29 protein-coding genes and 1 other annotated feature are annotated in these 24,169 nt (G+C 50.0%); of the genes, 28 read left to right on the top strand and 1 reads right to left on the bottom strand.

Annotated elements, in window-relative coordinates; all coding sequences use genetic code 11:
- Positions 1-18 precede the first annotated feature (18 nt).
- From J7I83_RS17935 to pheA, 20 genes are all read left to right on the top strand, one after another.
- Entirely contained in the window at positions 19-525 is a 507-nt protein-coding gene (locus tag J7I83_RS17935) for a prepilin-type N-terminal cleavage/methylation domain-containing protein (RefSeq protein WP_285228655.1), read from the top strand.
- 42 nt (positions 526-567) lie between these two features.
- On the top strand, positions 568-1,506 hold the full coding sequence (pilM, locus tag J7I83_RS01000; RefSeq protein WP_215098819.1) for a type IV pilus biogenesis protein PilM: 939 nt from the start codon (positions 568-570) through the stop codon (positions 1,504-1,506).
- A 6-nt stretch (positions 1,507-1,512) separates the two neighbouring features.
- A complete protein-coding gene (locus J7I83_RS00995) occupies positions 1,513-2,286 on the top strand; it encodes a PilN domain-containing protein (protein ID WP_215098818.1) in 774 nt (257 codons plus the stop codon).
- Entirely contained in the window at positions 2,283-3,041 is a 759-nt protein-coding gene (locus J7I83_RS00990; RefSeq protein ID WP_215098817.1) for a pilus assembly protein PilO, read from the top strand. Before J7I83_RS00995 ends, J7I83_RS00990 begins: the two co-directional genes overlap by 4 nt.
- A 454-nt stretch (positions 3,042-3,495) precedes the next feature.
- On the top strand, positions 3,496-4,251 hold the full coding sequence (locus J7I83_RS00985) for a prepilin peptidase (RefSeq protein WP_215098816.1): 756 nt from the start codon (positions 3,496-3,498) through the stop codon (positions 4,249-4,251).
- Between the two features lie 464 nt (positions 4,252-4,715).
- Positions 4,716-5,324, top strand: a complete 609-nt coding sequence (locus tag J7I83_RS00980; RefSeq protein WP_215098815.1) for a Maf family protein — start codon at positions 4,716-4,718, stop codon at positions 5,322-5,324.
- Positions 5,318-6,010, top strand: a complete 693-nt coding sequence (gene radC / locus J7I83_RS00975; RefSeq protein ID WP_285228654.1) for a RadC family protein — start codon at positions 5,318-5,320, stop codon at positions 6,008-6,010. Before J7I83_RS00980 ends, radC begins: the two co-directional genes overlap by 7 nt.
- Positions 6,011-6,104: 94 nt before the next feature.
- Positions 6,105-7,133 carry a rod shape-determining protein gene (locus J7I83_RS00970; protein ID WP_215098814.1) on the top strand — a complete coding sequence of 343 codons (1,029 nt, stop codon included), beginning with the start codon at positions 6,105-6,107 and terminating at the stop codon, positions 7,131-7,133.
- Between the two features lie 13 nt (positions 7,134-7,146).
- Positions 7,147-8,031 carry a rod shape-determining protein MreC gene (mreC, locus tag J7I83_RS00965; protein ID WP_215098813.1) on the top strand — a complete coding sequence of 295 codons (885 nt, stop codon included), beginning with the start codon at positions 7,147-7,149 and terminating at the stop codon, positions 8,029-8,031.
- The gene (gene mreD / locus J7I83_RS00960) at positions 8,028-8,558 is read left to right on the top strand and encodes a rod shape-determining protein MreD (protein ID WP_215098812.1); all 531 of its coding nucleotides are present in this window, start codon (positions 8,028-8,030) and stop codon (positions 8,556-8,558) included. The genes mreC and mreD overlap by 4 nt, the downstream gene beginning before the upstream one ends.
- Positions 8,558-9,247, top strand: a complete 690-nt coding sequence (gene minC / locus J7I83_RS00955) for a septum site-determining protein MinC (protein WP_215098811.1) — start codon at positions 8,558-8,560, stop codon at positions 9,245-9,247. The genes mreD and minC overlap by 1 nt, the downstream gene beginning before the upstream one ends.
- Before the next feature lies 1 nt (position 9,248).
- Complete coding sequence (gene minD / locus J7I83_RS00950) at positions 9,249-10,049, top strand: septum site-determining protein MinD (RefSeq protein ID WP_215098810.1); 801 nt, start codon at positions 9,249-9,251, stop codon at positions 10,047-10,049.
- Between the two features lie 45 nt (positions 10,050-10,094).
- Complete coding sequence (locus J7I83_RS00945) at positions 10,095-11,048, top strand: nuclease-related domain-containing protein (RefSeq protein ID WP_251047371.1); 954 nt, start codon at positions 10,095-10,097, stop codon at positions 11,046-11,048.
- 220 nt (positions 11,049-11,268) lie between these two features.
- Positions 11,269-11,350 (top strand) — a sequence feature (ribosomal protein L21 leader region).
- Positions 11,351-11,364: 14 nt separating this feature from the next.
- Positions 11,365-11,673 carry a 50S ribosomal protein L21 gene (gene rplU / locus J7I83_RS00940; protein ID WP_215098809.1) on the top strand — a complete coding sequence of 103 codons (309 nt, stop codon included), beginning with the start codon at positions 11,365-11,367 and terminating at the stop codon, positions 11,671-11,673.
- Positions 11,674-11,675: 2 nt separating this feature from the next.
- Positions 11,676-12,005, top strand: a complete 330-nt coding sequence (locus tag J7I83_RS00935) for a ribosomal-processing cysteine protease Prp (protein ID WP_215098808.1) — start codon at positions 11,676-11,678, stop codon at positions 12,003-12,005.
- A 13-nt stretch (positions 12,006-12,018) separates the two neighbouring features.
- Positions 12,019-12,309, top strand: a complete 291-nt coding sequence (gene rpmA / locus J7I83_RS00930; protein WP_006828764.1) for a 50S ribosomal protein L27 — start codon at positions 12,019-12,021, stop codon at positions 12,307-12,309.
- 145 nt (positions 12,310-12,454) lie between these two features.
- The gene (locus J7I83_RS00925) at positions 12,455-12,970 is read left to right on the top strand and encodes a Spo0B domain-containing protein (RefSeq protein ID WP_215098807.1); all 516 of its coding nucleotides are present in this window, start codon (positions 12,455-12,457) and stop codon (positions 12,968-12,970) included.
- 1 nt (position 12,971) lies between these two features.
- Positions 12,972-14,261 carry a GTPase ObgE gene (gene obgE, locus J7I83_RS00920; RefSeq protein WP_215098806.1) on the top strand — a complete coding sequence of 430 codons (1,290 nt, stop codon included), beginning with the start codon at positions 12,972-12,974 and terminating at the stop codon, positions 14,259-14,261.
- A gap of 16 nt (positions 14,262-14,277) precedes the next feature.
- Positions 14,278-14,730 carry an ACT domain-containing protein gene (locus tag J7I83_RS00915; protein WP_251047370.1) on the top strand — a complete coding sequence of 151 codons (453 nt, stop codon included), beginning with the start codon at positions 14,278-14,280 and terminating at the stop codon, positions 14,728-14,730.
- A 15-nt stretch (positions 14,731-14,745) separates the two neighbouring features.
- Positions 14,746-15,609 (top strand): prephenate dehydratase, encoded by an 864-nt coding sequence (gene pheA / locus J7I83_RS00910; RefSeq protein ID WP_215098805.1) that lies wholly within the window; start codon positions 14,746-14,748, stop codon positions 15,607-15,609.
- A gap of 235 nt (positions 15,610-15,844) precedes the next feature.
- Here the strand turns inward: pheA and J7I83_RS00905 are convergent, their stop codons facing one another.
- Complete coding sequence (locus tag J7I83_RS00905; RefSeq protein WP_215098804.1) at positions 15,845-16,378, bottom strand: transcription repressor NadR; 534 nt, start codon at positions 16,376-16,378, stop codon at positions 15,845-15,847.
- Positions 16,379-16,503: 125 nt separating this feature from the next.
- Between J7I83_RS00905 and ruvA the strand changes: the two genes are divergently transcribed.
- The 8 genes from ruvA to J7I83_RS00865 all read left to right on the top strand — a co-directional run bounded on the left by ruvA (position 16,504) and on the right by J7I83_RS00865 (position 24,154).
- Complete coding sequence (gene ruvA, locus J7I83_RS00900; protein ID WP_215098803.1) at positions 16,504-17,100, top strand: Holliday junction branch migration protein RuvA; 597 nt, start codon at positions 16,504-16,506, stop codon at positions 17,098-17,100.
- 18 nt (positions 17,101-17,118) lie between these two features.
- Positions 17,119-18,117, top strand: coding sequence for a Holliday junction branch migration DNA helicase RuvB (gene ruvB, locus J7I83_RS00895; protein WP_215098802.1), 999 nt, complete (start codon positions 17,119-17,121; stop codon positions 18,115-18,117).
- Positions 18,114-19,196 carry a tRNA preQ1(34) S-adenosylmethionine ribosyltransferase-isomerase QueA gene (gene queA / locus J7I83_RS00890; RefSeq protein WP_215098801.1) on the top strand — a complete coding sequence of 361 codons (1,083 nt, stop codon included), beginning with the start codon at positions 18,114-18,116 and terminating at the stop codon, positions 19,194-19,196. Before ruvB ends, queA begins: the two co-directional genes overlap by 4 nt.
- Complete coding sequence (gene tgt / locus J7I83_RS00885) at positions 19,193-20,335, top strand: tRNA guanosine(34) transglycosylase Tgt (protein WP_215098800.1); 1,143 nt, start codon at positions 19,193-19,195, stop codon at positions 20,333-20,335. The genes queA and tgt overlap by 4 nt, the downstream gene beginning before the upstream one ends.
- A 42-nt stretch (positions 20,336-20,377) precedes the next feature.
- Positions 20,378-20,653, top strand: coding sequence for a preprotein translocase subunit YajC (gene yajC / locus J7I83_RS00880; protein WP_142827736.1), 276 nt, complete (start codon positions 20,378-20,380; stop codon positions 20,651-20,653).
- Between the two features lie 118 nt (positions 20,654-20,771).
- Positions 20,772-21,086 (top strand): post-transcriptional regulator, encoded by a 315-nt coding sequence (locus J7I83_RS00875; protein ID WP_215098799.1) that lies wholly within the window; start codon positions 20,772-20,774, stop codon positions 21,084-21,086.
- A gap of 361 nt (positions 21,087-21,447) precedes the next feature.
- The gene (gene secDF / locus J7I83_RS00870; protein ID WP_215098798.1) at positions 21,448-23,724 is read left to right on the top strand and encodes a protein translocase subunit SecDF; all 2,277 of its coding nucleotides are present in this window, start codon (positions 21,448-21,450) and stop codon (positions 23,722-23,724) included.
- 76 nt (positions 23,725-23,800) lie between these two features.
- Positions 23,801-24,154: a LapA family protein gene (locus J7I83_RS00865; RefSeq protein ID WP_215098797.1), complete on the top strand. Its 354-nt coding sequence runs from the start codon at positions 23,801-23,803 to the stop codon at positions 24,152-24,154.
- Positions 24,155-24,169 lie beyond the last annotated feature (15 nt).

The following is a 24,169-nucleotide window of genomic DNA, read 5'->3' as shown; positions in this document are numbered from 1 at the left end:
AAATAGGGGGAAAGAAAAATGAAAAAATACTTGCAGAAGAAATTGAACAACGAAAAAGGGATGACATTGATCGAGCTTTTGGCAGTCATCGTTATCATCGCGATTATCGCGGCGATTGCTATTCCGGCGATTTCTAACATTATTGAAAATAGTCGTGTAGGAGCTGCCAAATCAGATGCTTTAAGTGCTTTTTCTGCTGCTGAGTTATACTTGGCTGAAAATGGAGATGCATTTACCGCAACTGGTCAAGATGGTATTACTGGTGCAGAATTAGTGACAGGGGGATACCTAGATGATTTAGGCAGCTTCGAAGCAACCGGTGGAGCTAATACTTTAACAGGCTTTACGATAAATACAGATGGAGATTTATTGATATCTGGTACAGCAACTATCAGTGGAGTACAATTGGTGTTTGCTGAGGCTACGCAAGATCAAGTTTCAGAAATGCCTAATGGAACTGGTGACGAAGCACCAGGAGAAGATTTCCCTGCTGCAGGTACTGCTACTATTACTGTAACTCGTTAAGCAATACCGCTAATATAGCAAACAATTTTAGGAGCTGAAAACATGGCCTTATCGTTTTTATCGAGAAAAGCACGCGTCGTCACGATTACAATAGAAGAAGACGCGATCCGTCATGTCGACTTGAAATCCTCCCTGCCGATCGAGCTGAATTGTGCGGAAGAAACCTTTCTTCCTGCAGGCATCATCGAAGAGGGCAAGATCGTCGACGCGGAAGCGCTGGCCTCGGAACTCGGTAAGGCTGTCAATCAGTGGGGTCTCTCTAAGAAGTCAGTCCGCTTCCTCGCCCCTGACGAATTCGTTATTATCCGCAAAGTACCATACCCCGAAGATGTCGAAGCCGATGAACTAAAAGGCCATTTCTTCATTGAAATCGGTTCGACGCTTTACCTGCCCTTTGAAGATCCCGTCTTTGATGTGGTGCCGTACCACCCGGAAGAAGAACAGCCGGAAGCGATCATCATCGCTTCCAAGGAATCGGTCATGCAATCCTACGAGGATGTTTTTGACGAAGTGAAATTAAAAGCGGTCGTTGCAGACATTACACCGCTCGCTTTATACCGCTTAGGCTATTTGCAGCACGATTTCCAGGAAGACGAGCACATCATGCTCATCGACCTGCAGTCGAAAAAAATAACCGTGTCCATTTTCCACGAACATTTCCCAATGTTCATGCGGCCAGTCGATCTGGAAGTCCAAGATCCAGATTCAGCAGACCGGACAGCTGTGATGGAGACGATTGAAATTGAAGCCGAGAAACTGGCGAACTTTTACCGCTACAATATGAACAGCGGGGAAATCGGCATTACGAAAATCATCTGCAACGGTGAATTCTACGACTGGCAGACCTTCCAGCAAAGCCTGGAAACACGCTTTCAAATTCCGGTCCTGCCGCTGGTCATCGATGTTATTCCGTGCGGCGACAGAAAAGATGTTTCAAGACGCTTTAACCGGGCCATCGGTCTCGCGCTGAAAGAGGTGTAAGAGTTCATGTTAGTAGATATTAACCTATTGCCGCAAAAAGAACGGGACCGTCCCGCTTTTCTGATTGTGGCGATTTCGATTTTATTGGCAGCCGTCATTGTCTGGGCGGTTTTGGCATTTCTGGCAGGCTCCCACGAAAAGGAACAAGCGGTCCTTGCCGCAGAATCCGTGCAGGTTGCCGCTGAACAAGAAACGATCCGCAGCCAGTTGGAAGCGGCGCAAGGCCTGAACGAAGAACAGCAGTTAAAAGCCACTGTCGACTGGGCAGAGGGTTATCAATTTGATACCGTTCCGTTATTGGAAGAACTGGTATCCATCTTGCCGGAACGCGGCTACTTTGAAAGCTTTTCCTATACGGGTTTGGACCAGGCAATCTTGTCGGTCCAGTTTGATACCGCACGCCAAGCGGCTTATTATTTGGCGCAGCTAAAAGCGTCTGGACTGATCGAGTCAGCGACGCTTGACAGTATTGCGCAAAACGAAATTGAGCCTGCTGAAACCGAAGAAGGCGTGGTTGTCCAAGAAGCCGTTATCCAGGAAATGCCCCGTTACATCGCAAGTTACACAATCATCTTTGTTGATGAGCGCATTCCGACAGACGATACGGCAGTTCCTGTAGAAGGCGAAGCTGTCGTCGAGGAACCCGCAGAAGAAGTTGTGGAAGAACCTGCGGAAGACGTCGAAGTGGATGTTGAAGTCAATACCGAAACCAGAGCACCTGCCGAAACAGTCGAACCGGCTGAAACCGCTCCAGCAGAAACAGGGGGCGATGGCCAATGAGCAGTTTATCAAAGAGCCAAAAAGAAAAAGGCCTGATCTTCTTATCCGTCATCTTCCTGTTGGCGCTCGCAGCGTATTCGTATTTTTTCCTGTATGCACCAGCAAAAGAAGCTCGGCTGCAGGCTGAACAGACCTTGAGTTCTGAACGCGACGTTTTGATCGGGTTACAGACACAGCTGAAGGAATTGCCGGAAGGCGAGAGGATTAGCACCAGCGACCTGCAGCAAAAAGTTTCCGTCGAATCCTTGACCGAGCAAATAGTTCTGCAGATCGAACAGGCAGAATTGATTTCCGGCACATTGATCGACAATATCGGCATCACAGAAGGCCTCGTTGAAATGCCGGTGCCGGTTGAAGGGCTTGAAAACCTTCAGGAAGTGCTGACGACCGTCACCATTAAAGCCGATGACTACCAGGAAATCACCACCTTCATCACAGAAGTTGAAGCGATGGAGCGCATCATGATCGTCGAAGCCGTCGATTTCGGTTCCAATGAAGAAATCACGTCGGCTGACCAAGTGGGCGAACCCCTCGATGTCAACGTGACCTTCTCGGCGTATTTCCGCCCGGATCTCTTCGCCCTGGCAGACACCTTGCCAAAAATCGACGCTCCTGCCCCGGCAGGCAAGATCAATCCATTGCCGCAAAACGATGGAACGGACTTGGCTGAAGAGGAAGAATCCGAAGAAGACGCAGATGTCGACATAAACGTTGAAGCCAATGTGGAAGAAAACGCAGACGCTGCAGACGAGTAATAAAAGTAAGAGAGAAATCACTGCGATTTCTCTCTTTTGCTAGAGTCGGGGTGGAGGCCTCCCTTAGCGGAAGCCGGAGAGCGTTCTGCAAACAAACCAGCGTATTCTGCAAACAAACTAGGTTATTCCGCAAATAAAACCGGTATTCCGCAAACAAAAGCGCTGCCCCTCGCTTTTCGCCTGCGAAAAGCATCCGTTCAGTACTGTTTCTCCAGCATTGTGTCGTGGGTTGGACGCGGTGGTGCTAGGATATTTGTTTATAATAAGTCTGAGTTTTTTATTTCCACGTTACTCATTAAGGTATGGAGTAAAACAACGGAGACTCCCGCGGGATAGCGCGAGCCCTGGGCAGTTGGCGCGCCAACTGCATGACCCACATCCTGTGGGCCCGAAAGCGGAGTTGTTTTACGGAATATCAATAATAAACTAAAAAACTATAGCAAAGAGGGTTCTTATGGTACTGACTTATTCTATTTTCTTCTCGCTGTTCGGGCTCGTCTTTGGCTCGTTCTTCAACGTCGTCGGCTTGCGTGTCCCGAAAAAAGAATCGATCGCCTATCCGCCTTCGCATTGCACCAACTGCGAGCGGCGCTTGACGGCACTCGACCTGGTGCCGGTATTTTCATACCTGTTCTTGAAAGGCCAATGCCGGACATGCGGCTCGAAGATCCACTGGGTTTATCCCTTGATGGAAGCGGTCACCGCAGTTTTATTCGTCGCATCCTACTTGGTGTTCGGCTTTACGCCTGAGCTGATCGTGGCGATCCTGTTCGTTTCGCTGTTGGTCATCATTACCGTGTCGGACATCGCCTATATGCTGATACCCGACAAAGTGTTGTTGCCGTTTGCGGTCGTGCTGCTCGGGCTTCGCATCGCGATTCCGCTTGACCCGTGGTGGGACAGCCTGCTCGGCGCTGCCGTCGGCTTTTCCTTGTTGTTCCTGATTGCCGTCGTTTCCAAAGGCGGCATGGGGGGCGGCGACATCAAGCTGTTTTTCGTCATCGGGCTGGTGCTCGGTACGGCCGGCACCTTGATGACCTTGTTTTTCGCGTCGTTTATCGGCGCCATCGTCGGCATCATCCAATTGCGCGTCACGAAAAAAGGACGCAAGACTCCGATTCCGTTCGGCCCATCGATTGCGGCCGCAGCCGTCATCGTCTATTTCTGGGGCGATCGTCTGCTCGCATGGTATATGAATTTTCTGGGGTGAAGCTGAGGCTTCATCTTTTTTTTGCCAACTGCATAATCCATATCCTGCGGGCTTGCGCCGAACGGACTCGGGCTAAACGCCCGAGTGGATTTCTCTTAGGTTGCTGCGCTGCTCCCTTGGAAGTCTCCGCTGATTTGCTCCAACTCTTAGCGCCGGCGCGTCCAGGGGCTAGGCAGAGCAAGAAGACTGGCGTTTTTTGCCTGGCTTCTTGCGGGAGCCATGCCCAAAGCGGCAGAAGCGTTGTGTAAAAGCTGTTTTCTTTAGTTCAACTTAAATAGTTTGTGGAATATCAACCCAAACTATCGCAAATTAGAATTGCAAACAGCTCTACGCAGCGCTTTGCAGGGAGCGAACCCTCCAAATCTCATTTTTCGATCCCTGCATCCTGGCAAAATTCATTTATTGCCATTTGTTTCCGTGTTTCTGGAGATGGTATGATTCTTGAAAAAGGAGAGATTCCATCTATGAAATTCAAATCCGAATTCCCCATCATCTTAGCTTCACAGTCGCCGCGCCGCCAGGAACTGCTTGGCATGTTGGGCGTGGACTTTCAGGTCGTCCCGAGCACAAAGGACGAACCCGATCCAGCCAGATTCCAAACCGCACTCGGCTATGTGCTGGCCTGCGCCGCGCAAAAAGCGCAGGAAGTCGCAGAGGGGCACCCGGAAGCCGTCGTCATCGGCTCTGATACGATCGTCGTGCTCGACGGTGAGATTTTGCTGAAGCCGAAAAATAAAGATCAGGCGAAGGGCTATCTGCAGAAATTATCCGGTCGCACGCACAGAGTGATCACTGCTGTGACGGTCATTCAAGGACAGAGCGAGCTGTCATTTCATGAAGCGGTCAACGTGACGTTCTACGACTTGCCCGAAGCCTGGATCGAAGCCTATGTCACAACCGAAGATCCATACGACAAAGCGGGCGCTTATGGCATCCAGACGGTATCGGGCTTGTTCGTCAAAGAGATCCAGGGCGATTACAACGCCGTGGTCGGCTTGCCGGTTGCGGGGCTGACGCAAAAGTTAGCGTCAGCCGGTTTTATTTCTTTGGAAGGGAGCGGTGTCCGATGCTGAACGAAGCGCCGTTGATGATCCGTGACGTCCATATCGCCGACCGCCCCCGTGAACGCATGGTCAACCAGGGGGCGGCAGCTTTGTCCAATCAGGAGTTGATCGCGATCCTGCTGCGCACCGGCAGCAAGCAGGAGTCGGTGCTGCATCTGGCCAACCGCGTGCTGACCCATTTTGAACAGATCCAGGAAATGAAAAACGCCACCATCGAAGAGATGGTGGCGATCAACGGCATCGGCCAGGCAAAAGCCGTGCAGCTGCTTGCCGCTGTGGAGCTGGGCCGCCGCTTGTCTTCGAAACAGACCGATACGAAATTCACCATCCGCTCCCCGAAAGATGCGGCTTCTTATTTAATGGCCGACATGACCTCTCTCAAGCAGGAACATTTTGTCGTCCTGTTTCTCAATGTCAAGAACCAGGTCATGCACCGGCAGACCATTTTTGTCGGCAGCCTGAATGCCTCCATCGTCCATCCCCGTGAAATTTTCCGTGAAGCAGTACGCCGTTCTTCAGCTTCGATCGTCTGTGCCCATAACCACCCTTCCGGCAATCCGGCGCCTTCGCCGGAAGACATCGACGTGACCAAACGCCTCGTCGAAGCCGGCAGCATCATCGGCATCGAACTGCTCGATCACGTCATCATCGGAGACCACCAATTCATTTCCCTGAAAGAAAAGGGGTTCATGTAGCACTGTTTATTTTTTTCCTTTTCGTCTATAATGAGTGGTATTGTGTCAATGCAATTGCCGAAATACCGGCTTGTTACAGAAAGGAAGAAAACCTGTGTTTGGATTTGGCTCAAAAGATGTTGGAATTGACTTAGGTACTGCAAATACATTGGTGTATATCAAAGGCAAAGGAATCGTTCTTCGCGAGCCTTCCGTTGTCGTTAAAAATAAAAAGACCGGCGAAATCGTCGCAGTCGGCAGCCAGGCCAAAAATATGATGGGGCGCACCGCAAGCTCCATCATCGCCATCCGTCCGATGCGCGACGGCGTCATCGCCGATTACGATACGACGTTGACGATGATCAAGCATTACCTTGTCGAAGCTTCAAAAGCGGCCGGCAGCAAATGGAAAAGCGGAACGGTCATGATCTGTGTCCCGTACGGCATCACATCTGTCGAGCGTCGTGCCGTTTTGAACGCTGCCCGGGCAGCCGGTGCAGCAGAAGCGTTCACGATCGAAGAGCCTTTCGCAGCGGCTATTGGAGCCGATTTGCCGGTATGGGAACCTATGGGCAGCATGGTCGTCGATATTGGGGGCGGAACAACTGAAGTAGCGGTCATTTCGCTGGGCGGCATCGTTTCAAGCGAATCGATCCGTGTTGCCGGTGACGCACTGGATATGGAAATCACCCAGTATATCCGCAAAACCTATAATGTGTTGATTGGCGAACGGACAGCGGAAGCGCTGAAAGTCGGCATCGGTTCGGCGCGCATCATGGAGGCTTCTGAACAGGGAGTCACCATGGAAATCCGCGGACGCGACCTGTTGACAGGTTTCCCGAAAACACTGGAAGTCACTTCCGATGAAATTGCGGAAGCTTTGAGTGAATCGGTATCCGCCATTGTTGCAGGCGTCAAAGCGACACTGGAACAGACGCCGCCTGAGTTGAGCGCGGACGTCATGGAAAACGGCATCGTCCTGACAGGTGGAGGGGCATTGCTTAAGAACCTCGACCGCGTCATTTCAGCTGAAACGTCCATGCCGGTGTTTATCGCCGAAAATCCATTGGACTGTGTCGCACTCGGCACGGGCAAGGCGTTGGAGAACATGGACCAATTCCGCCGCCAGTTATCAATCAAATAAGGAGGATGGCGATATGCCACAGCTTTTAACGAACAAGCGGCTGATTTTGCTGCTGTTGGGAGTCATCCTGCTCGTTGCACTTATTTCTTTCTCGCTCCGTGACCGCAGCAATGTATCGCTGCCGGAACAAATCATAAAAGATGCTGTTGGAGCCGGGCAGTCGGTATTTTCACGCCCTGCTCATTTTGTCACTGGAATTTTCGATAATGTCGATTCGTTATTAAATACATTTGAGGAAAACCAGCATCTGAAAACGCGCTTAGAGGAATTTGCGGGCGTGCAGGCTGAAGTCAAAGACTTGCGTTCTGAAAACGAAGAACTGAAACAAATCGTCGGGAAAGAAAAAGACCTCCGCGAATACAATCCCATCCAGGCGACCGTCATTGCGCGGAATCCGGATCAATGGGAAGAAAAAGTCATTTTGAACCGCGGCTCGAATCAGGGAGTGACGGAAAACATGGCCGTCATGACCGCCAGTGGCCTGATCGGCAAAGTGATATTGACGACGCCGACCACATCCACTGTGGAACTGATTTCCACGCTCAACCCGAACTACCGCGTTTCCGCGATGGTCGTCGGCGGGGATAAAGATGTCTTCGGGCTGATCGAAGGCTATGACGCCGAACGCCGCGAGCTGTTGCTGAAACGAATTGACGCTGATATTGAGCTGAAAGAAGGCGACCAGGTCATTTCCAGCGGACTGGGCGGCATTTTCCCGAAAGGCATTTTAATCGGCACCATTACCGAAATCACCATCGATGAATTCGGTTTGACAAAGCTTGCCTACGTCAAACCGGCGGCGGACTTTTCCTTATTGAACCATGTCATCATAGCGGACCGCGTAATGCCGGAAGTGGACGGTGAAGACAATGGCGTGACAGGAGACGATGAATCATGATCCGTTTTCTTATCCCGTTGGTCTGTCTCGTCCTGTTTTTCATGGAACCGGTTTTCGGCCTTTTTTCGCCGCTGAACATTGGCGGGGAGCTGAATTATGTCGTGCCGCGTTTCCTCATTATGTTCCTGATTTTCCTGGCGCTTTACTATGATTTAAAGCACGCTATGTTCTATGGATTATTTTTCGGGCTCTTGTATGATGTCTTTTACATTGATATTATTGGATTATATTCTTTTTTGTATCCCGCCATTTGCCTGGCAGCATCGTTTGCCTTTAAAAGAATTCCTCGGAATTTAGTATCAGCGACCGTATTGACAATCGTTTTATTGGCCGTGTTTGAATTTGTGCTTTACCAGTTTTTCCTGCTGATTTCATTGACGGAAATGCCGCTCGGCACATTTTTATCGACACGGCTTTGGCCGACGATGGTCGCCAACTCCATTTTCCTGGTGATGCTCGGCTGGATGTTCAAATCGGTGATCATCACGCAATTATCAGAGCGTGACAATAAGATAGGGTTATATTAATGAAAGCGCAGGTGACACATTTTTTGAAGAATCTCGTCAATATTAAAGGGAAAAATAAAGGGCTTGTGCTGTATCTTGATGACCAGTGTGCATATACTGATCTACTGGCCGAGCTGAAAGCAAAGGTGTCGGATCCTGCGCTTGATAGTGATACCGAAGTGACGGTGCATCTGAATAAACGCTATTGCACCGATAGCCAGATTCAGGAATTGAGCAAAGTGGTCCAAACCAACCCTCATTTGAAGGTGGTTGCAACGACCAGTGACATCCTGACAGTCGAAGCAAGCGATCAGATGATCCGCGAACGCCAGTCGGAAACGTACGTCGGCATTGTGCGGTCCGGACAGGTCATCAAAGCTGAAGGCGACTTGGTCGTCATTGGCGATGTCAATCCGAACGGCCGCGTGGAAGCAGGCGGCAGCGTTTACGTGCTGGGCCGGCTGAAAGGCGCGGCGCATGCCGGAACAAAAGGCAATCGCGAAGCCGTGATTGCGGCGTCGTGGTTGGAAGCGACACAATTGAAGATCGACGACGAATTGGAAACGATGACGGACGAATTGTCCAGTTTATCAGAGCAACCGGAAATGGAATGTGCTTATTTACATACAAACGGCACCATTATCATTGACCGTTTGCAGGAATTGCGGTTTATCCGTCCGCAAATTTCAACGTTTAAAGGAGGAAGCTAGTGTGGGAGAAGCTATCGTAATTACATCAGGCAAGGGAGGCGTCGGTAAAACGACGACAACCGCCAACCTCGGCACTGCATTGGCTCTTCAAGGGAAAAAAGTATGCCTGATCGACACCGACATCGGATTGCGCAACCTCGATGTCATCCTCGGTCTGGAAAATCGCATCATCTATGATTTGATCGACGTGCTGGAAGGCCGCTGCAAAGTGCATCAGGCACTCGTCAAAGACAAGCGTTTTGAAGACATGCTGTATCTTTTGCCGGCTGCGCAAACTGCCGACAAAAACGACGTCAACCCGGAACAGATGAAAGAATTGGTGACGGAACTGAAGAAAGACTATGATTTCGTCATCATCGACTGCCCGGCCGGAATCGAGCAGGGCTACAAAAATGCGGTCGCTGGAGCAGACCATGCGATTGTCGTGACGACACCTGAAATTTCAGCTGTCCGTGACGCTGACCGCATCATCGGTTTGCTTGAGCTGGAAGAAAACATCGACGCACCGCGTTTGATCATCAACCGTATCCGTCCACATTTGATGAAAGCGGGAGAAGCGCTGGATGTCAATGAAATCACCACTCACTTGTCGATCGACTTGTTGGGCATTATCGCAGACGACGAACGCGTCATCTCAAGCTCGAACAAAGGCGAACCGATCGTCATGGATCCATCCAACCCGGCTGCGCTCGGTTACCGCAATATTGCGCGCCGCCTGCTCGGGGAATCGGTTCCACTCATGAGCATGGAAAAAGCACCGCCAAGCCTGTTCACAAAAATCAAAGCCGTATTCACAAAATAAAATTATTCCAGCCTCCGCTTTCCAAGCGGGGGCTTTTTTAAAACTTTGGGGAGGTGTAGAATGAACGATTTTTTATTGGCGGGGATGGTGGCAGCAGAACGATTGCCGGCCGCGCATAGTTCCAAACCTAATGTTTTGTCTGAACTGAAAAATTCTCTGGCGGGTGCCAATGGGGAGCAGCGTACGGCGGCGTTGCTGAAAAGAGAGCTGGATCTGCCGGGAAAAGCGATTTTTTTGAATGATGTGCATATCCCGTATAAAGATGGCACGGCACAAATCGATTTGCTGCTGGTTCATGAGGAGTTGGTCTGTGTGCTGGAAGTCAAGAACATGGTCGGCGAATTTTATTTTGATTCGGTAAATTTCCAGTTTCACCGAATCGTCGACGGCCGCAGGGAAGGGATGCGCAATCCGGAAGCGCAGCTCCACCGGGCAGTGCGGGCAGCCAGCGGGTTTCTCGGCGTGCCGGTGCATGGCGTCATCGTCCTCGCGAGCCGGTCGGGAAAAGTGGTGGAAGCCCCCAAGCATTATCCAGTCGTCTCGCTCGACTACCTGCCGTTTCATCTCGAAGGGCTGGCACAGGGATCAAAGCTTTTCGACGCGCCGGCGCTGGCCAGTAAGCTGGAAGCGCTGCCGGTACACAATTCCAGCCGCCACTGGCTCGAACGCCACAACATCACTTTCGATTCATTGCGCCTCGGCGTCACCTGTCCAACCTGCCGCACTCGTTCGTTGGAATGGCAGGAGCGCAAATGGTGTTGTGCCGGCTGCGGATTTTATTCGCGGGATGCGCATAGAGTGACGCTGCAGGAATATGCCTTGCTGTTTGGTGGCGAACTCGATACGGGGACAGCTTACCGTTTGCTCGGAATCAAGAATAAATACATTCTCTACCGGCTGCTGGAAAAGACGGCTCTTCAAAGTGGTAAGCGCGGAACGCGCCGAATTGTAGAGGACCGGGACTTGCTGCGCGATTATTTCGGCCGCGTTTATCGGTGACCGCACCTCGAGAGGCGAAAACCGCACCTCAAACGCCCAAGACCGCACCTCAAGAGGCAAAGACCGCACCTCGCAACACGAAAACCGCACCTCAAGAGGCAAAAACCGCACCTCAACAGGGAAAACTCCGCACCCCATAACCGAATTCCCGAAACCTGATATTTTCTATTGACGCGGCATGTTCTGGCGTGGTATTATTTTAATGTTATGTTTGTAGCGTACCGTGCTGCAACCGCTCGAATCAGGTTGCCTTAAGAATTCGCTCCGGCGAGTCACCTGAATAGGCGAGTCTTAATCTAAGAGGAGGTGCAAGGATATGTACGCGATTATTGAAACTGGTGGAAAACAAATCAAAGTTGAAGCAGGCCAAGAGATCTACGTTGAGAAATTGAACGGAGAAGCTGGGGATGTTATCACATTTGACAAAGTTCTATTTGTAGGTGGAGACAATACTAAAGTAGGTGTTCCTTTTGTTGAAGGAGCTACCGTTACTGCTAAAGTTGTAAAAAACGGCAAGCAGAAAAAAATCACAGTATTCACATACAAAGCTAAAAAGAACTATCACAAAAAACAAGGTCACCGTCAGCCATATACAAAATTGACTGTCGATGCGATCAACCTGTAAGAATGATACGAGTAATTGTAAAAGAAACGTCGAAACGCATTTCGTCATTTGAAATGTCAGGCCATGCGGATTATGCTGAACACGGGCAAGACCTCGTATGTGCTGGAGCGTCCGCTGTCTCATTTGGAGCGGTGAACGCCATCATGGAGCTGACGGGAATCGAACCTGACATTCAGCAGGCAAACAGCGGCTTTTTAAAAGTCAGTTTTCCGGAGAACCTGGATGATAAGACGGACGAGCAGGTTCAACTGCTGGTACGCGCAATGATTGTTTCATTGAAAACGATTGAACAAGACTATGAAGAATATATTAAAATAACCTTCACAGCTTAGGAGGTGGGACAGAATGTTAAGATTAGATCTTCAGTTTTTTGCATCTAAAAAAGGTGTAGGTTCAACGAGAAACGGACGTGACTCAGAATCTAAACGCCTTGGCGCAAAACGTGCAGACGGCCAAGAAGTTACTGGTGGTTCGATTTTATACCGTCAACGCGGGACTAAAATTTATCCAGGTGAGAACGTTGGACGCGGCGGAGACGATACACTATTTTCTAAAATCGACGGAGTCGTACGTTTCGAACGTTACGGACGCGATAAGAAAAAAGTTAGCGTATATCCAGTTGCACAAGAAGCTTAATACAAAACGAAAAGGGCTGCTTTCGCAGTCCTTTTTCTTTTGAACATAATAAGTGCGGTTCCTGGGACGGCTGTACGCATTATTTTAGGAATTTACTGCACACTCTTGGTATACTAGAATAAGAAGCTGAATCGGGACGTGACTTATGGGGAAAAAAATCACAGTGGCACAATCGCTTCGGCATGCGCGCCATGATTATTTAAATGAACTGCAATTGATCAAAATGAATTTGGATCTTGGCCGTCTCCAGGAGGCACAGGCGATAATTCGTTCGCATGCCGAAGCGGCTATGCATGCTAGCCGGCTGTCCGACATCGGGCTGCCGCTGACTGAGGAATGGCTGTTGACTGCCAATTGGCGCTTTCCTGGATTTCACTTTCATTTGGAATGTCCGGCGGTTAAAGCGCCCGCGCATTTGGATGCAGTGTTTCGGGATTTTCTGGAGAAGTTTGTGGAAGCGGCCAAAGAGCGCCTGGATCCATATCAGGCTTTCGACTGTGCCATCCTATTGGTTTCCAGTGCCGCATCTTTTGAAATGAACATCACATGTCCAGGAAATTGGCTGGACTTGGAACTATTGGAAACACAAGGATTTACGGTACGAAAAGAGTGCAGCGAAGATAGCACATTGATAGCTGTTCGCGCACAGATGGAGGGATAATATGTTTGTCGATCACGTAAAAGTTTATGTTAGAGGTGGCGACGGCGGAGATGGCATGGTTGCATTCCGACGCGAAAAATATGTACCGAACGGCGGACCTGCCGGCGGAGATGGCGGGAAAGGCGGAAATATCGTCTTTATCGTCGAAGAAGGATTGCGGACGCTGATGGATTTCCGTTACAAGCGGATCTTTAAAGCAGATCGCGGAACACACGGCATGAGTTCCAATAAACACGGTGCCAAAGCTGAGGATACTTTTATCAAAGTTCCACCGGGCACAGTTGTTAAAGACGTCGACACTGGCGAAACGATTGCCGATTTGGTCGAGCATGGCCAAACAGCAGTCATCGCAAAAGGTGGACGCGGAGGCCGAGGAAACTCACGTTTCGCGACGCCTGCAAACCCTGCACCGGAGCTGTCTGAAAAAGGCGAACCGGGCTTTGAACGCAACGTCATCCTGGAATTGAAAGTGTTGGCGGATGCCGGACTTGTCGGATTCCCAAGTGTCGGAAAATCAACCTTGTTGTCAGTTGTGTCAGCTGCAAAACCGAAAATTGCTGAATATCATTTTACGACAATCGTTCCGAACCTCGGAATGGTTGAAACAGAAGATCAGCGCAGCTTTGTCATGGCCGACCTTCCAGGATTGATCGAAGGCGCTCATGAAGGAATCGGCCTTGGCCATCAATTCCTTCGCCATATCGAACGGACGCGCGTAATCATCCACGTCATCGATATGTCCGGTCTTGAAGGACGCGACCCTTACGAGGATTATGTCACTATTAATGAAGAATTAAAGCAATACAATATGCGTTTGACAGAACGTCCGCAATTGATCGTGGCGAACAAAATGGATATGCCGGATTCTGAAGAGAACTTGGCAAAATTCCGTGAAAAGTTGCCGGAAGATGCCCGCATTTTCCCAATCTCTGCATTGTCGCGCAAAGGCTTGAACAATTTATTGTTCGCGATTGCCGACGTGATCGAAGTGACACCGGAATTCCCATTGATCGACGATACGGAAGAAGATTCAGAAAGCACGGTTCTTTACAAGCACGAAACCGATGCAGATGGCTTCAGCATCACGCGTGAGTCTGATGGAGCATTCGTTTTGTCCGGTTATGCGATAGAACGGATGTTCAAGATGACCGACTTCTCGCGTGAAGATTCGATTCGCCGATTTGCCCGCCAAATGCGCGGCATGGGAATTGACGATGCACTTCGTGAACGCGGAGCGGAAAACGGCGACACGGTTCGCCTGCTTGAGTTCGAATTCGAATTTATGGATTGATGCGGAGGTAGCTTGAATGAAGGATATTTCGGAACAACGGTATTATTTAGTGCGTGAAGACGTTTTGACGGAAGCGATGCAAAAAACGCTCGAAGTGAAAAAAATGCTGCAGAATGACCGCATTTCCATTATGGATGCAGTCAACAAGACAGGTCTTTCGCGCTCTGCGTTTTATAAATATCGGGACGCTGTATTTCCGTTCCATTCGATTGTCAAAGAACGGATCCTGACGGTTTTCCTGCAATTGGAGGACCGCTCGGGAACGCTCGCGACGCTTTTGCAGACAGTCGCCGAAAACGGCTGCAATATTTTGACCATCCACCAGACCATTCCAATCCAGGGACGGGCGAATGTTACCTTGTCCCTTGACGTAACTGCGATGGAAGGGGATTTGGATGTATTTTTGCAGCAGCTGAAAAAGCTCGATTTTGTCGAGTCGGCTGATGTGGTATCAAGCGGATCATCTTAATGGAGGAATGTTTAAATGACTGGACAAGCTGTTAAAAAACGAATTTCATATTTGGGGCCGGAAGCGTCATTTACTCACCTTGCGGCAAAAAAAGTTTTCTCTGAAGAGACCCTTGTACCATTTACAACCATCCCCGAATGCATAGAAGCAGTAGCAGAAGGCAGCGTGGACTACGCTGTCGTGCCGTTGGAAAATGCGTTGGAAGGATCAGTTCCATTAACGGTGGATTATTTATTCCACGAAGCGCAATTGTATGTGACGGCGGAAGTCCTTTCGCCGATCGAACAGCATTTGCTGGTACACCCTGAAAACCGCAACGCGGAATCGTTTGAAGCGATTTATTCGCATCCGCATGCATTGGCGCAATGCCATAAATACCTTTTTTACACGTATAAGAGCACGCCTTTGGAGCAGTACAGCTCGACGGCTGCTGCGGCGAAAATGGTTTCCGAGTTGCCGGAACGCAATATCGCGGCCATCGGCAATGAATTTTCGGCCCATAAATACGGGCTGGACATTCTGCAACGCGATATCCACGATTTCCATTTTAACCACACGCGCTTTTTCGTGTTGTCGAAATCTGATCATAAGCTGACAGATCCGACCCATGACGATCAAATCAAAACGACCTTGATGATCACGCCGCCGGATGATGACCGTTCGGGTGTCCTGCACCAGATCCTGTCCGTCTTTGCGTGGCGCCGGCTGAACTTGAGCAAGATCGAGTCGCGTCCGCTGAAAACCGGCCTCGGCGATTATTTCTTTATCGCGGATGTGCTGGCTGACGAAAAGGACACCATGATGCGCGGTGCGTTCGAAGAGCTCGCAGCAATTGGCTGTACAGTGAAAACTTTAGGCTCGTATTATACGTATAAATAAAAAATAAAAAGTCCCGCAGCGTTTTCGCTGCGGGACTTTTTTATGTGGCTAGTGCGTCCCCGGGCTGAGCGAAGCAAGAAGACAGGCGGTTTTCATGACTTCTTGCGGAATCCATGCCCAAAGCGGCCAGAGCGTTGGGTAAAAGTTGTTTCCTTAGCTCAACTTATTCAAACTACTTAAATAAACAAAAAGCCCACAACCCGCAAAATGCGGATTCATGGGCTCTATCAATCACTTAATCTGTTTCCATCAGCAAAAATCCGTTGTCCCGCATCCGGCTGACGGCTTTTTCAAGTGTCGCGTTGTCGGGGGCGGTGATGGTATGGAGGTGCGTGCCGTCGGTCAGCTCCAGCAGGTAGCTGGCCCCGGTGTCACGGACGCGCTTCATGAATGCTTCGACTTCCTTAACATTCGAGACATGGATGCCAGCTGTCAGTTCTCCGTAGACCGGATGCTCAATCGATACATCTTTGACGGTGACGCCTGCTTCAACAAGCAGCTTTAATTCGCGTTCGGTGTCTTCGGGCTGGTGGCGGCAGGCGATGCGCCGGCTGGCTTCTGCGGTCACGCGGTCAGCGAGGAACAGGTAGCCTTGGCTGGTGGCGATGATGGGCTCGCCTTTGGCTTTTAGCAGCGTCATGTCGCCGACGATGACCTGGCGTGATACGCTCGCAAGTGCAGCCAAATCGCTGCCGGTCATCGGCTGTGCTGAAGCTTTTATTGTTTCCAGCAGAAATTGGCGCCGCTGTTCGCCGAGTAATTTTTTCATGTGGATCCCTCACTTATCGAATCGTTATCTCCATCTTATCATGTGCCGAACAGCAACGGGTTTATTTCGTCTAAAGCAGCCGAATATGGTATAATCAATAAGTTGAATTAAAGGAGAGACTGTCCATGTACGATTACATAAAAGGCAAGGTTACACGCGTAACGCCCGAATATTTAGTGATAGAACAGCAGGGGATCGGCTGGCAGATTTTTGCGCCGAATCCTTATTCGTTCGGTTCGGACGACCTGCAGGTATTTCTGCATTACCATGTCCGTGAAGACGCGCATCTGTTGTTCGGATTTCCGACACTAGAGCAGCGGGAGTTGTTCCGCAAACTGATTTCGGTATCCGGCATCGGTCCGAAAGGCGCGCTGGCAATACTCGCAAGCGGACAGCCGCAGCACGTCATCGAAGCAATCGAACGGGAAGATGAATCCTATTTGGTGAAATTCCCGGGCGTCGGCAAAAAGACGGCCCGCCAGATGATTCTGGACTTGAAAGGCAAGCTGGCCGAGTTTTTCGGCGATCCTTTCGATCCGGAAGAAACGAACATCCTGCTGTCGAACGATCAGGCAGAGCTGGAAGAAGCGATGCTGGCGCTGGGTGCACTGGGCTACTCGGAACGTGAAATCACGAAAGTTAAACCGCAGCTGCGGGATTTGGATTTGGATACAGAAGGCTTCATGAAAAAAGCTTTGCAGCTGCTGCTTAAACAAAACTGATGAAAGGAGGCGAACGGCATGGAAGAACGCATCATAGACAGTGAGATTTCGGAGTTTGATGAACGCTTTGAGCAATCGCTTCGCCCGCAATTGCTGTCTCAATACATCGGACAGCAAACAGTAAAGCGCAATCTGCAGATCTTCATCGAAGCCGCAAAAATGCGTCAGGAAAGTTTGGACCATGTGCTGTTGTATGGGCCTCCTGGACTTGGGAAAACGACCTTGGCTGCTGTCATCGCCAATGAAATGGAAGTCAATGTCAAAATGACCAGTGGGCCGGCCATCGAACGCCCGGGTGACTTGGCGGCCATCGTGTCGTCGCTGGAGCCTGGAGATGTCTTGTTTATTGATGAAATTCACCGCTTGAACCGTTCGATCGAAGAAGTGCTGTATCCGGCGATGGAGGATTTCTGTCTGGACATCGTCGTCGGCAAAGGGCCGACCGCGCGATCTGTCCGGCTGGATCTGCCGCCGTTTACCTTGATCGGGGCGACAACGCGTGCAGGAGCCTTATCGGCACCGCTGCGCGACCGTTTCGGCGTGCTTTCACGGCTTGATTATTACGACACAGAAGCTTTGACGGAAATCGTTGTCCGCAGCTCGAAACTATTCGAAGCGGACATCGACCCGAACGCCGCTGTTGAAATCGCCCGACGCTCCCGTGGAACTCCGCGTATCGCCAACCGTCTGCTGAAGCGGGTGCGCGATTATGCGCAGGTGCGCGGAACCGGCTCTATCACGATGGATATGGCAGAGCAGGCACTGGAAATGCTGCAGGTCGATCCGCTTGGATTGGACCATATTGACCATAAATTATTGACGGGCATGATCGAGCGTTTCAGAGGCGGTCCAGTGGGCCTGGATACCATTGCTGCGAGCATCGGGGAAGAGTCGACGACGATTGAAGACGTCTATGAACCGTATTTGCTGCAGATCGGGTTTATCCAGCGTACACCGAGAGGCCGCACCGTTACGCAACTTGCCTATGAACACTTTAAAATGGAGATGCCTGAATGACTAAATTAAACACACCACCCACAACGTTAAATGTACAGGATTTTGATTTTGAACTGCCGGAGGAATTGATTGCCCAAACACCGTTGCTTGACCGTACGTCGAGCCGGCTGTTGGTCATGAATAAAGTCACCGGAGCTATCGAGCACCGCCATTTCCGTGACATTACGGATTATCTGCATAGCGGCGACACGCTCGTTTTGAACGACACGCGTGTGCTGCCCGCCCGCCTCATGGGCATCAAGGAAGATACCGGTGCCAACATCGAATTGCTGCTGTTGAAAGGGATCGAAGATGATGTCTGGGAGACTTTGGTCAAACCGGCGAAAAAAGTCAAAGTTGGCACCATTGTTGCTTTTGGCGAAGGCTTGCTGCGTGCAGAATGCATCGGCATCCTCGACCATGGCGGACGCCATTTCAAGATGATTTACGACGGCATTTTCTACGAGATTTTGGACCAATTGGGCGAAATGCCTCTGCCACCTTATATCCGTGAAAAGCTGGAGGATCAGGACCGCTACCAGACCGTTTTCGCTAAAGAACGGGGAAGCGCTGCAGCACCGACAGCCGGGCTTCATTTCACCGATGAGCTTCTGGAGAAAATCCGTGCCAAAGGCGTCAATATCGCGTTTATCACGCTTCACGTCGGACTCGGAACGTTCCGTCCGGTATCGGTCGATTCCATCGAAGACCATGAAATGCATTCAGAGTTTTACCGCATTACCCGGGAAACCGCCGATTTGATCAACAAAACAAGAAAACAGGGCGGCCGCATCGTGTCAGTAGGCACGACGTCGACGCGCACCTTGGAATCCGTTGCCCAGAAATTTGGCGGCGAGCTGCAGGAAGACAGCGGCTGGACCGACATTTTCATTTTCCCGGGCTACGAATTCAAAGCAATCGATGGGCTGATCACCAATTTCCATTTGCCGAAATCTACTTTGGTCATGCTGGTCAGTGCATTGTCGAACCGCGACCACATTTTAAACGCCTATCAACAAGCCGTTGATGAACGCTACCGTTTCTTCAGTTTCGGGGATGCGATGTTCATTGAACCACAGAAAAAGGAGACTCACCAATGACTCAAGCAGTAACGTATGAACACATCAAGACCTGTAAACAGACCGGCGCGCGCCTGGGCATCGTCCACACGCCTCACGGTTCGTTTGAAACACCGGCATTCATGCCCGTCGGCACGCAGGCGACGGTCAAGACCATGTCACCTGAAGAACTAAAGGCTATGAACGCTGGCATCATCTTGAGCAATACTTATCATCTATGGCTGCGCCCCGGCAATGACGTTATCAAAGAAGCGGGTGGCTTGCATAAATTCATGAACTGGGACCGTCCGATTCTTACCGATTCCGGCGGATTCCAAGTGTTTTCTTTGAGCGAATTCCGCAACATCAAAGAAGAAGGCGTCCATTTCCGCAACCACATGAACGGCGACAAGCTGTTCCTCAGCCCGGAAAAAGCGATGCAGATCCAGAACGACCTCGGCTCTGATATCATGATGGCTTTTGACGAATGCCCACCGTTCCCAGCGACGCATGAATACATGAAATCCAGTGTTGAGCGGACATCCCGCTGGGCAGAACGCTGCCTCGAAGCGCATGAACGCAAAGCGGATCAGGGACTGTTCGGCATCATCCAGGGCGGCGAGTTTGAAGACCTGCGCAAGCAAAGTGCACAAGACCTTGTATCGCTTGATTTTCCGGGCTACGCAATCGGCGGCTTATCGGTCGGCGAACCGAAAGACGTCATGAACCGCGCACTCGAATTCACGACACCGTTGATGCCTGCCGACAAGCCGCGTTACCTGATGGGCGTCGGTTCACCCGATTCCCTGATCGATGGCTCGATCCGCGGCATTGACATGTTTGACTGTGTTCTGCCGACGCGCATTGCCCGAAACGGCACCTTGATGACGAGCACCGGCCGATTGAACATCAAAAATGCCGCATTCAAACGTGATTTCGGACCAATCGACGACAAATGCAATTGCTATACATGCACAAATTATTCGCGTGCCTATGTCCATCACTTGATCCGTGCAGACGAAACCTTCGGAATTCGACTTACTAGTTATCATAACCTGCAGTTTCTGTTAAACTTAATGGAACAGGTGCGACAAGCGATTCGCGAAGACCGCCTGGGAGATTTCCGCGAAGAATTTTTTGAAGCTTACGGTTTCAATAAACCCAATGCTAAAAATTTCTGAGTATGTATTAGAATAGAGAAAGTGAAAGGGGGAAAATGAATAATGGAAACTTTAATTGCGTTATCACCTTTACTATTAATGTTCTTGCTAATGTGGTTTTTCATCATCCGTCCTGCCCAAAAGCGCCAGAAAGCAACGAAGAACATGCAGACGGAACTGAGACGCGGCGACCGTATCGTTACAATCGGCGGATTGCACGGCCTTGTCGATGCAGTTGACGATGCAACCATCTACATCACTGTAGCCGATGGCACGCGCATGCAGTTTGAGCGCCAAGCAATTGCACGTGTAGTGGAATCTGCAAAATCAACAATCTAAAAATGTGAAAGCCGCCTTCGATTTTGAAGGCGTTTTTTTAATGAAAAATAATGTCCTTATTCTAAATTTTCCAGTTACAAGGTACAATGGATACAGAACAACGGAAAGGAGAACATGCATGACGAGTTATCCAGACCATTTTGAACTCGTATTGCCGGCGCTTCAAAGCAAATGCAGCGAATTTCATCACTTTCAATACGATACCTTTACCGAACAAGACCTATGGGATTTTTGCATCAAGAAAAAATGGCGAAAAAAAGATATAAGCGCGATGCACCTGTATGAAATGATCAATGACATCATGGACATGACCGCTTCCGACTTTTTGGCCTACCATCAGGTCGAAGCGTTAAAAAAGGCACGCTGGAACGACGATAGTACACTCGAAAACATCGAACATCTCTTGCGCCCGTCCCCGAAAAAAACGATGTAAGTTGAGATTGGGAACTTAGCTTTTACCCGCCGCTTCGGCCGCTTCGGGCATGGCTCCGCCTAGCCCATGGACGCGCCGGCGCTAAGAAATTTAGTGAATTCAAATCGAGCCCATATTTTTTCGCTGTATTCGTTGGATAATGTGCGCTAAGTTCTTAACAAATAATTGATTTGTAGCACCACGACCCCTGGAAGAATGAACGAAAGGCGGCGACTCTCCCAGGATGCGTCCGCCTGGAGCGAATTCTTCATATAATGAAAACTGATTTTTATTCAACTTATCCAGTCCGATTTGACAGCAATCAGCGGCTGTTTCATAATGATAGTGCTATGTTTTACGCACCCGAGGAGGAAATTTACATATGAAAGCAAGAGGTCGCATCATCGCCTTTTTCTTACTGGTTATTGTACTGATAGGAATTATTGGCACCACAAGTTTACCCATTGCTAAAGACATAAGATTAGGCCTTGACCTGCAAGGCGGCTTTGAAGTGCTCTACCAAGTGGAAGCTTTGGAAGATGGCCAGGAAATTACGGAAGATGTGCTGACGGATACGACGGATGCGTTGATGAACCGGATCAATGTGCTCGGTGTCAGCGAGCCGGTTATCCAGATTGAAGGCGATAACCGCATCCGGGTCCAACTGGCGGGAGTGGAGGATCAGTCGTCGGCGCGTGAATTGCTGTCGACTGAAGCCAATCTGACCTTCCGTGATGCAGAAGACAATCTGCTGCTTGCCGGAAATGATCTGAAACAAGGCGGCGCAACCGGAACATTCGATCAGAATGGCAACCCGATTGTCACGCTGGAATTGAACGATCCCGGCAAATTTGCTGAAGTGACAGAAGAGGTCGCTCAAATGCCGGCACCGAATAATGTGCTGGTCATTTGGCTTGATTTTGAAGAAGGCGTGGATTCTTTCGCGGAAGAACGCTTGAAGGCGGATCCGAAATTTGTATCGGCACCAAGTGTAGATCAACGAATCTCGTCGCCGTCCGTCGAGATTTCGGGATCATTCACGGTTGAAGAAACGCAAAGCCTGGCAGGTATCCTGAACGCTGGCGCCTTGCCGGTAAGTTTGGAAGAAATCTATTCGACTTCTGTCGGTGCCCAGTTTGGTGAACAGGCGCTTGACCAGACAATGGTCGCTGCAGCTGTCGGTATTGCTTTGGTTCTGTTGTTCATGCTGGTTTATTACCGCTTGCCGGGAATGGTCGCAGTCGTTACCTTATCGGCTTATGTCTACCTGATCCTGCTGGTGTTCGAATGGATCGGCGGCGTTCTGACGCTTCCGGGAATCGCAGCGATTATGCTGGGTGTGGGTATGGCAGTAGATGCCAACATCATCACCTACGAGCGGATCCGTGAAGAAATGCGTGTCGGCAAGTCCGTCAAAGACGCTTTCCGTGTGGGCGCACGCTCATCGTTTTCTGCAATTGTCGATGCCAATATCACAACATTGCTGGCCGCAATTGTACTGTTCTATTTTGGAACAAGCTCTGTCAAAGGATTTGCGACGCTGTTGATCATTTCCATTTTGGCCAGCTTCCTGACAGCTGTCTGGGGTTCACGCCTGCTGCTTGGCCTGTGGGTCCACAGTGGTGCGCTTGACAATAAATTCGGTTTGTTCGGATTGAAAGAATCGATGATCCATGAAAAAGAAGAAGAGTTGGAAATCACGGACCTTACCACACGTTTTGACCGTTTTAATTTTACGAAACACCGCAATAAATTCTTTTTGGCTTCGATTGTCCTGATTGTGGCGGGTATGGCCGTCATTGGCGTGTTCCGCCTGAATCTCGGCATCGACTTCTCGAGCGGTACCCGAGTTGAAATCGCTTCAGAAGCGGCGTTGACCAAAGAGGAAGTGCAAAGCTTCCTGGACGGCGCAGGCTATGAAACAGATGACATCGTCATTTCGGGTGATGCGTCCAATCTCGGGGTAGCCCGTTTCAACGAAGAATTCAGCCAGGAAGATATCAACAACCTGAAAGCGGTGGCCGAAGAAGAGTTTGGTGCAGAGCCGAACGTCTCGACCGTATCGCCGACAGTCGGCGAGGAACTGGCGAAAAACGCGCTGTACGCCTTGTCGATTGCCGCTATCGGCATCATCATCTATGTAGCCTTCCGGTTTGAATGGCGCATGGGTGTGGCGTCCGTCGTTGCATTGATCCACGATGCGTTCTTCATCGTTGCCATTTTCAGCCTGCTGCGCCTTGAAGTGGACATCACCTTTATCGCAGCTGTCCTGACCATTATCGGGTATTCGATCAATGACACCATCGTGACTTTTGACCGGATCCGTGAAAACATGAAGCGTAAGAAGAAAATCGATTCCGTGGAGCAGTTGGAGAACGTGGTCAATGGATCGCTTCGCCAAACGCTCGGCCGTTCCGTCAATACAGTGCTGACAGTGCTGCTGGTGGTCGTTGCGCTATTGATCTTCGGTGCACCATCGATCACCAACTTCTCCATCGCGTTATTGATTGGCTTGATTGCCGGTACCTATTCGTCCATCTTCATTGCTGCACAGCTATGGCTGGTCTTGAAAAAAGGCGAGCTGAAGAAGAAAGGGCCAATCGATATCGAGAAGAAAGACCAGGAAAACAAATGGGGTTCTGACGAGCCTGTCGTATAAGTTTAGAATAGAAATGGAACAGGGTATAGATAAGATGACCTTGTTCCATTTTTTTATTTTGAAAGGGGGAACCACAATGAAATCACAATGGCTTATTTTACTTGGACTTGTTTTTGCAGTAATTATTGCAGTATTTGCCGTTGTCAACGTTGATGAAGTGCTGGTCAACTATGTATTCGGTGAAGCCGAATGGCCGTTGATCCTGGTCATTCTAGCGTCCGCTTTGCTCGGATTTTTACTGAGCGGGGTGCTGGCAATCATGCGCCAATACCAGATGCAGCGCAAAATCAAAGCATTGCAGAAAGAGATGGCGGTCAAAGAAAACTTGATCGCAACTCAGCAGAACGAAATTGGCGAGTACCAGAAAGCTGGCGTTGTACCGGATGCCCAAATCGTTACCAGCGAACAACTGAAAAAAGAAGAAATCTGAAAAAATGAACCTTTC

Origin of the sequence: Planococcus sp. ISL-110 (assembly GCF_018613575.1) — a bacterium.
GTDB lineage: Bacteria > Bacillota > Bacilli > Bacillales_A > Planococcaceae > Planococcus.
This window is presented reverse-complemented; position numbering and strand designations above follow the sequence as displayed.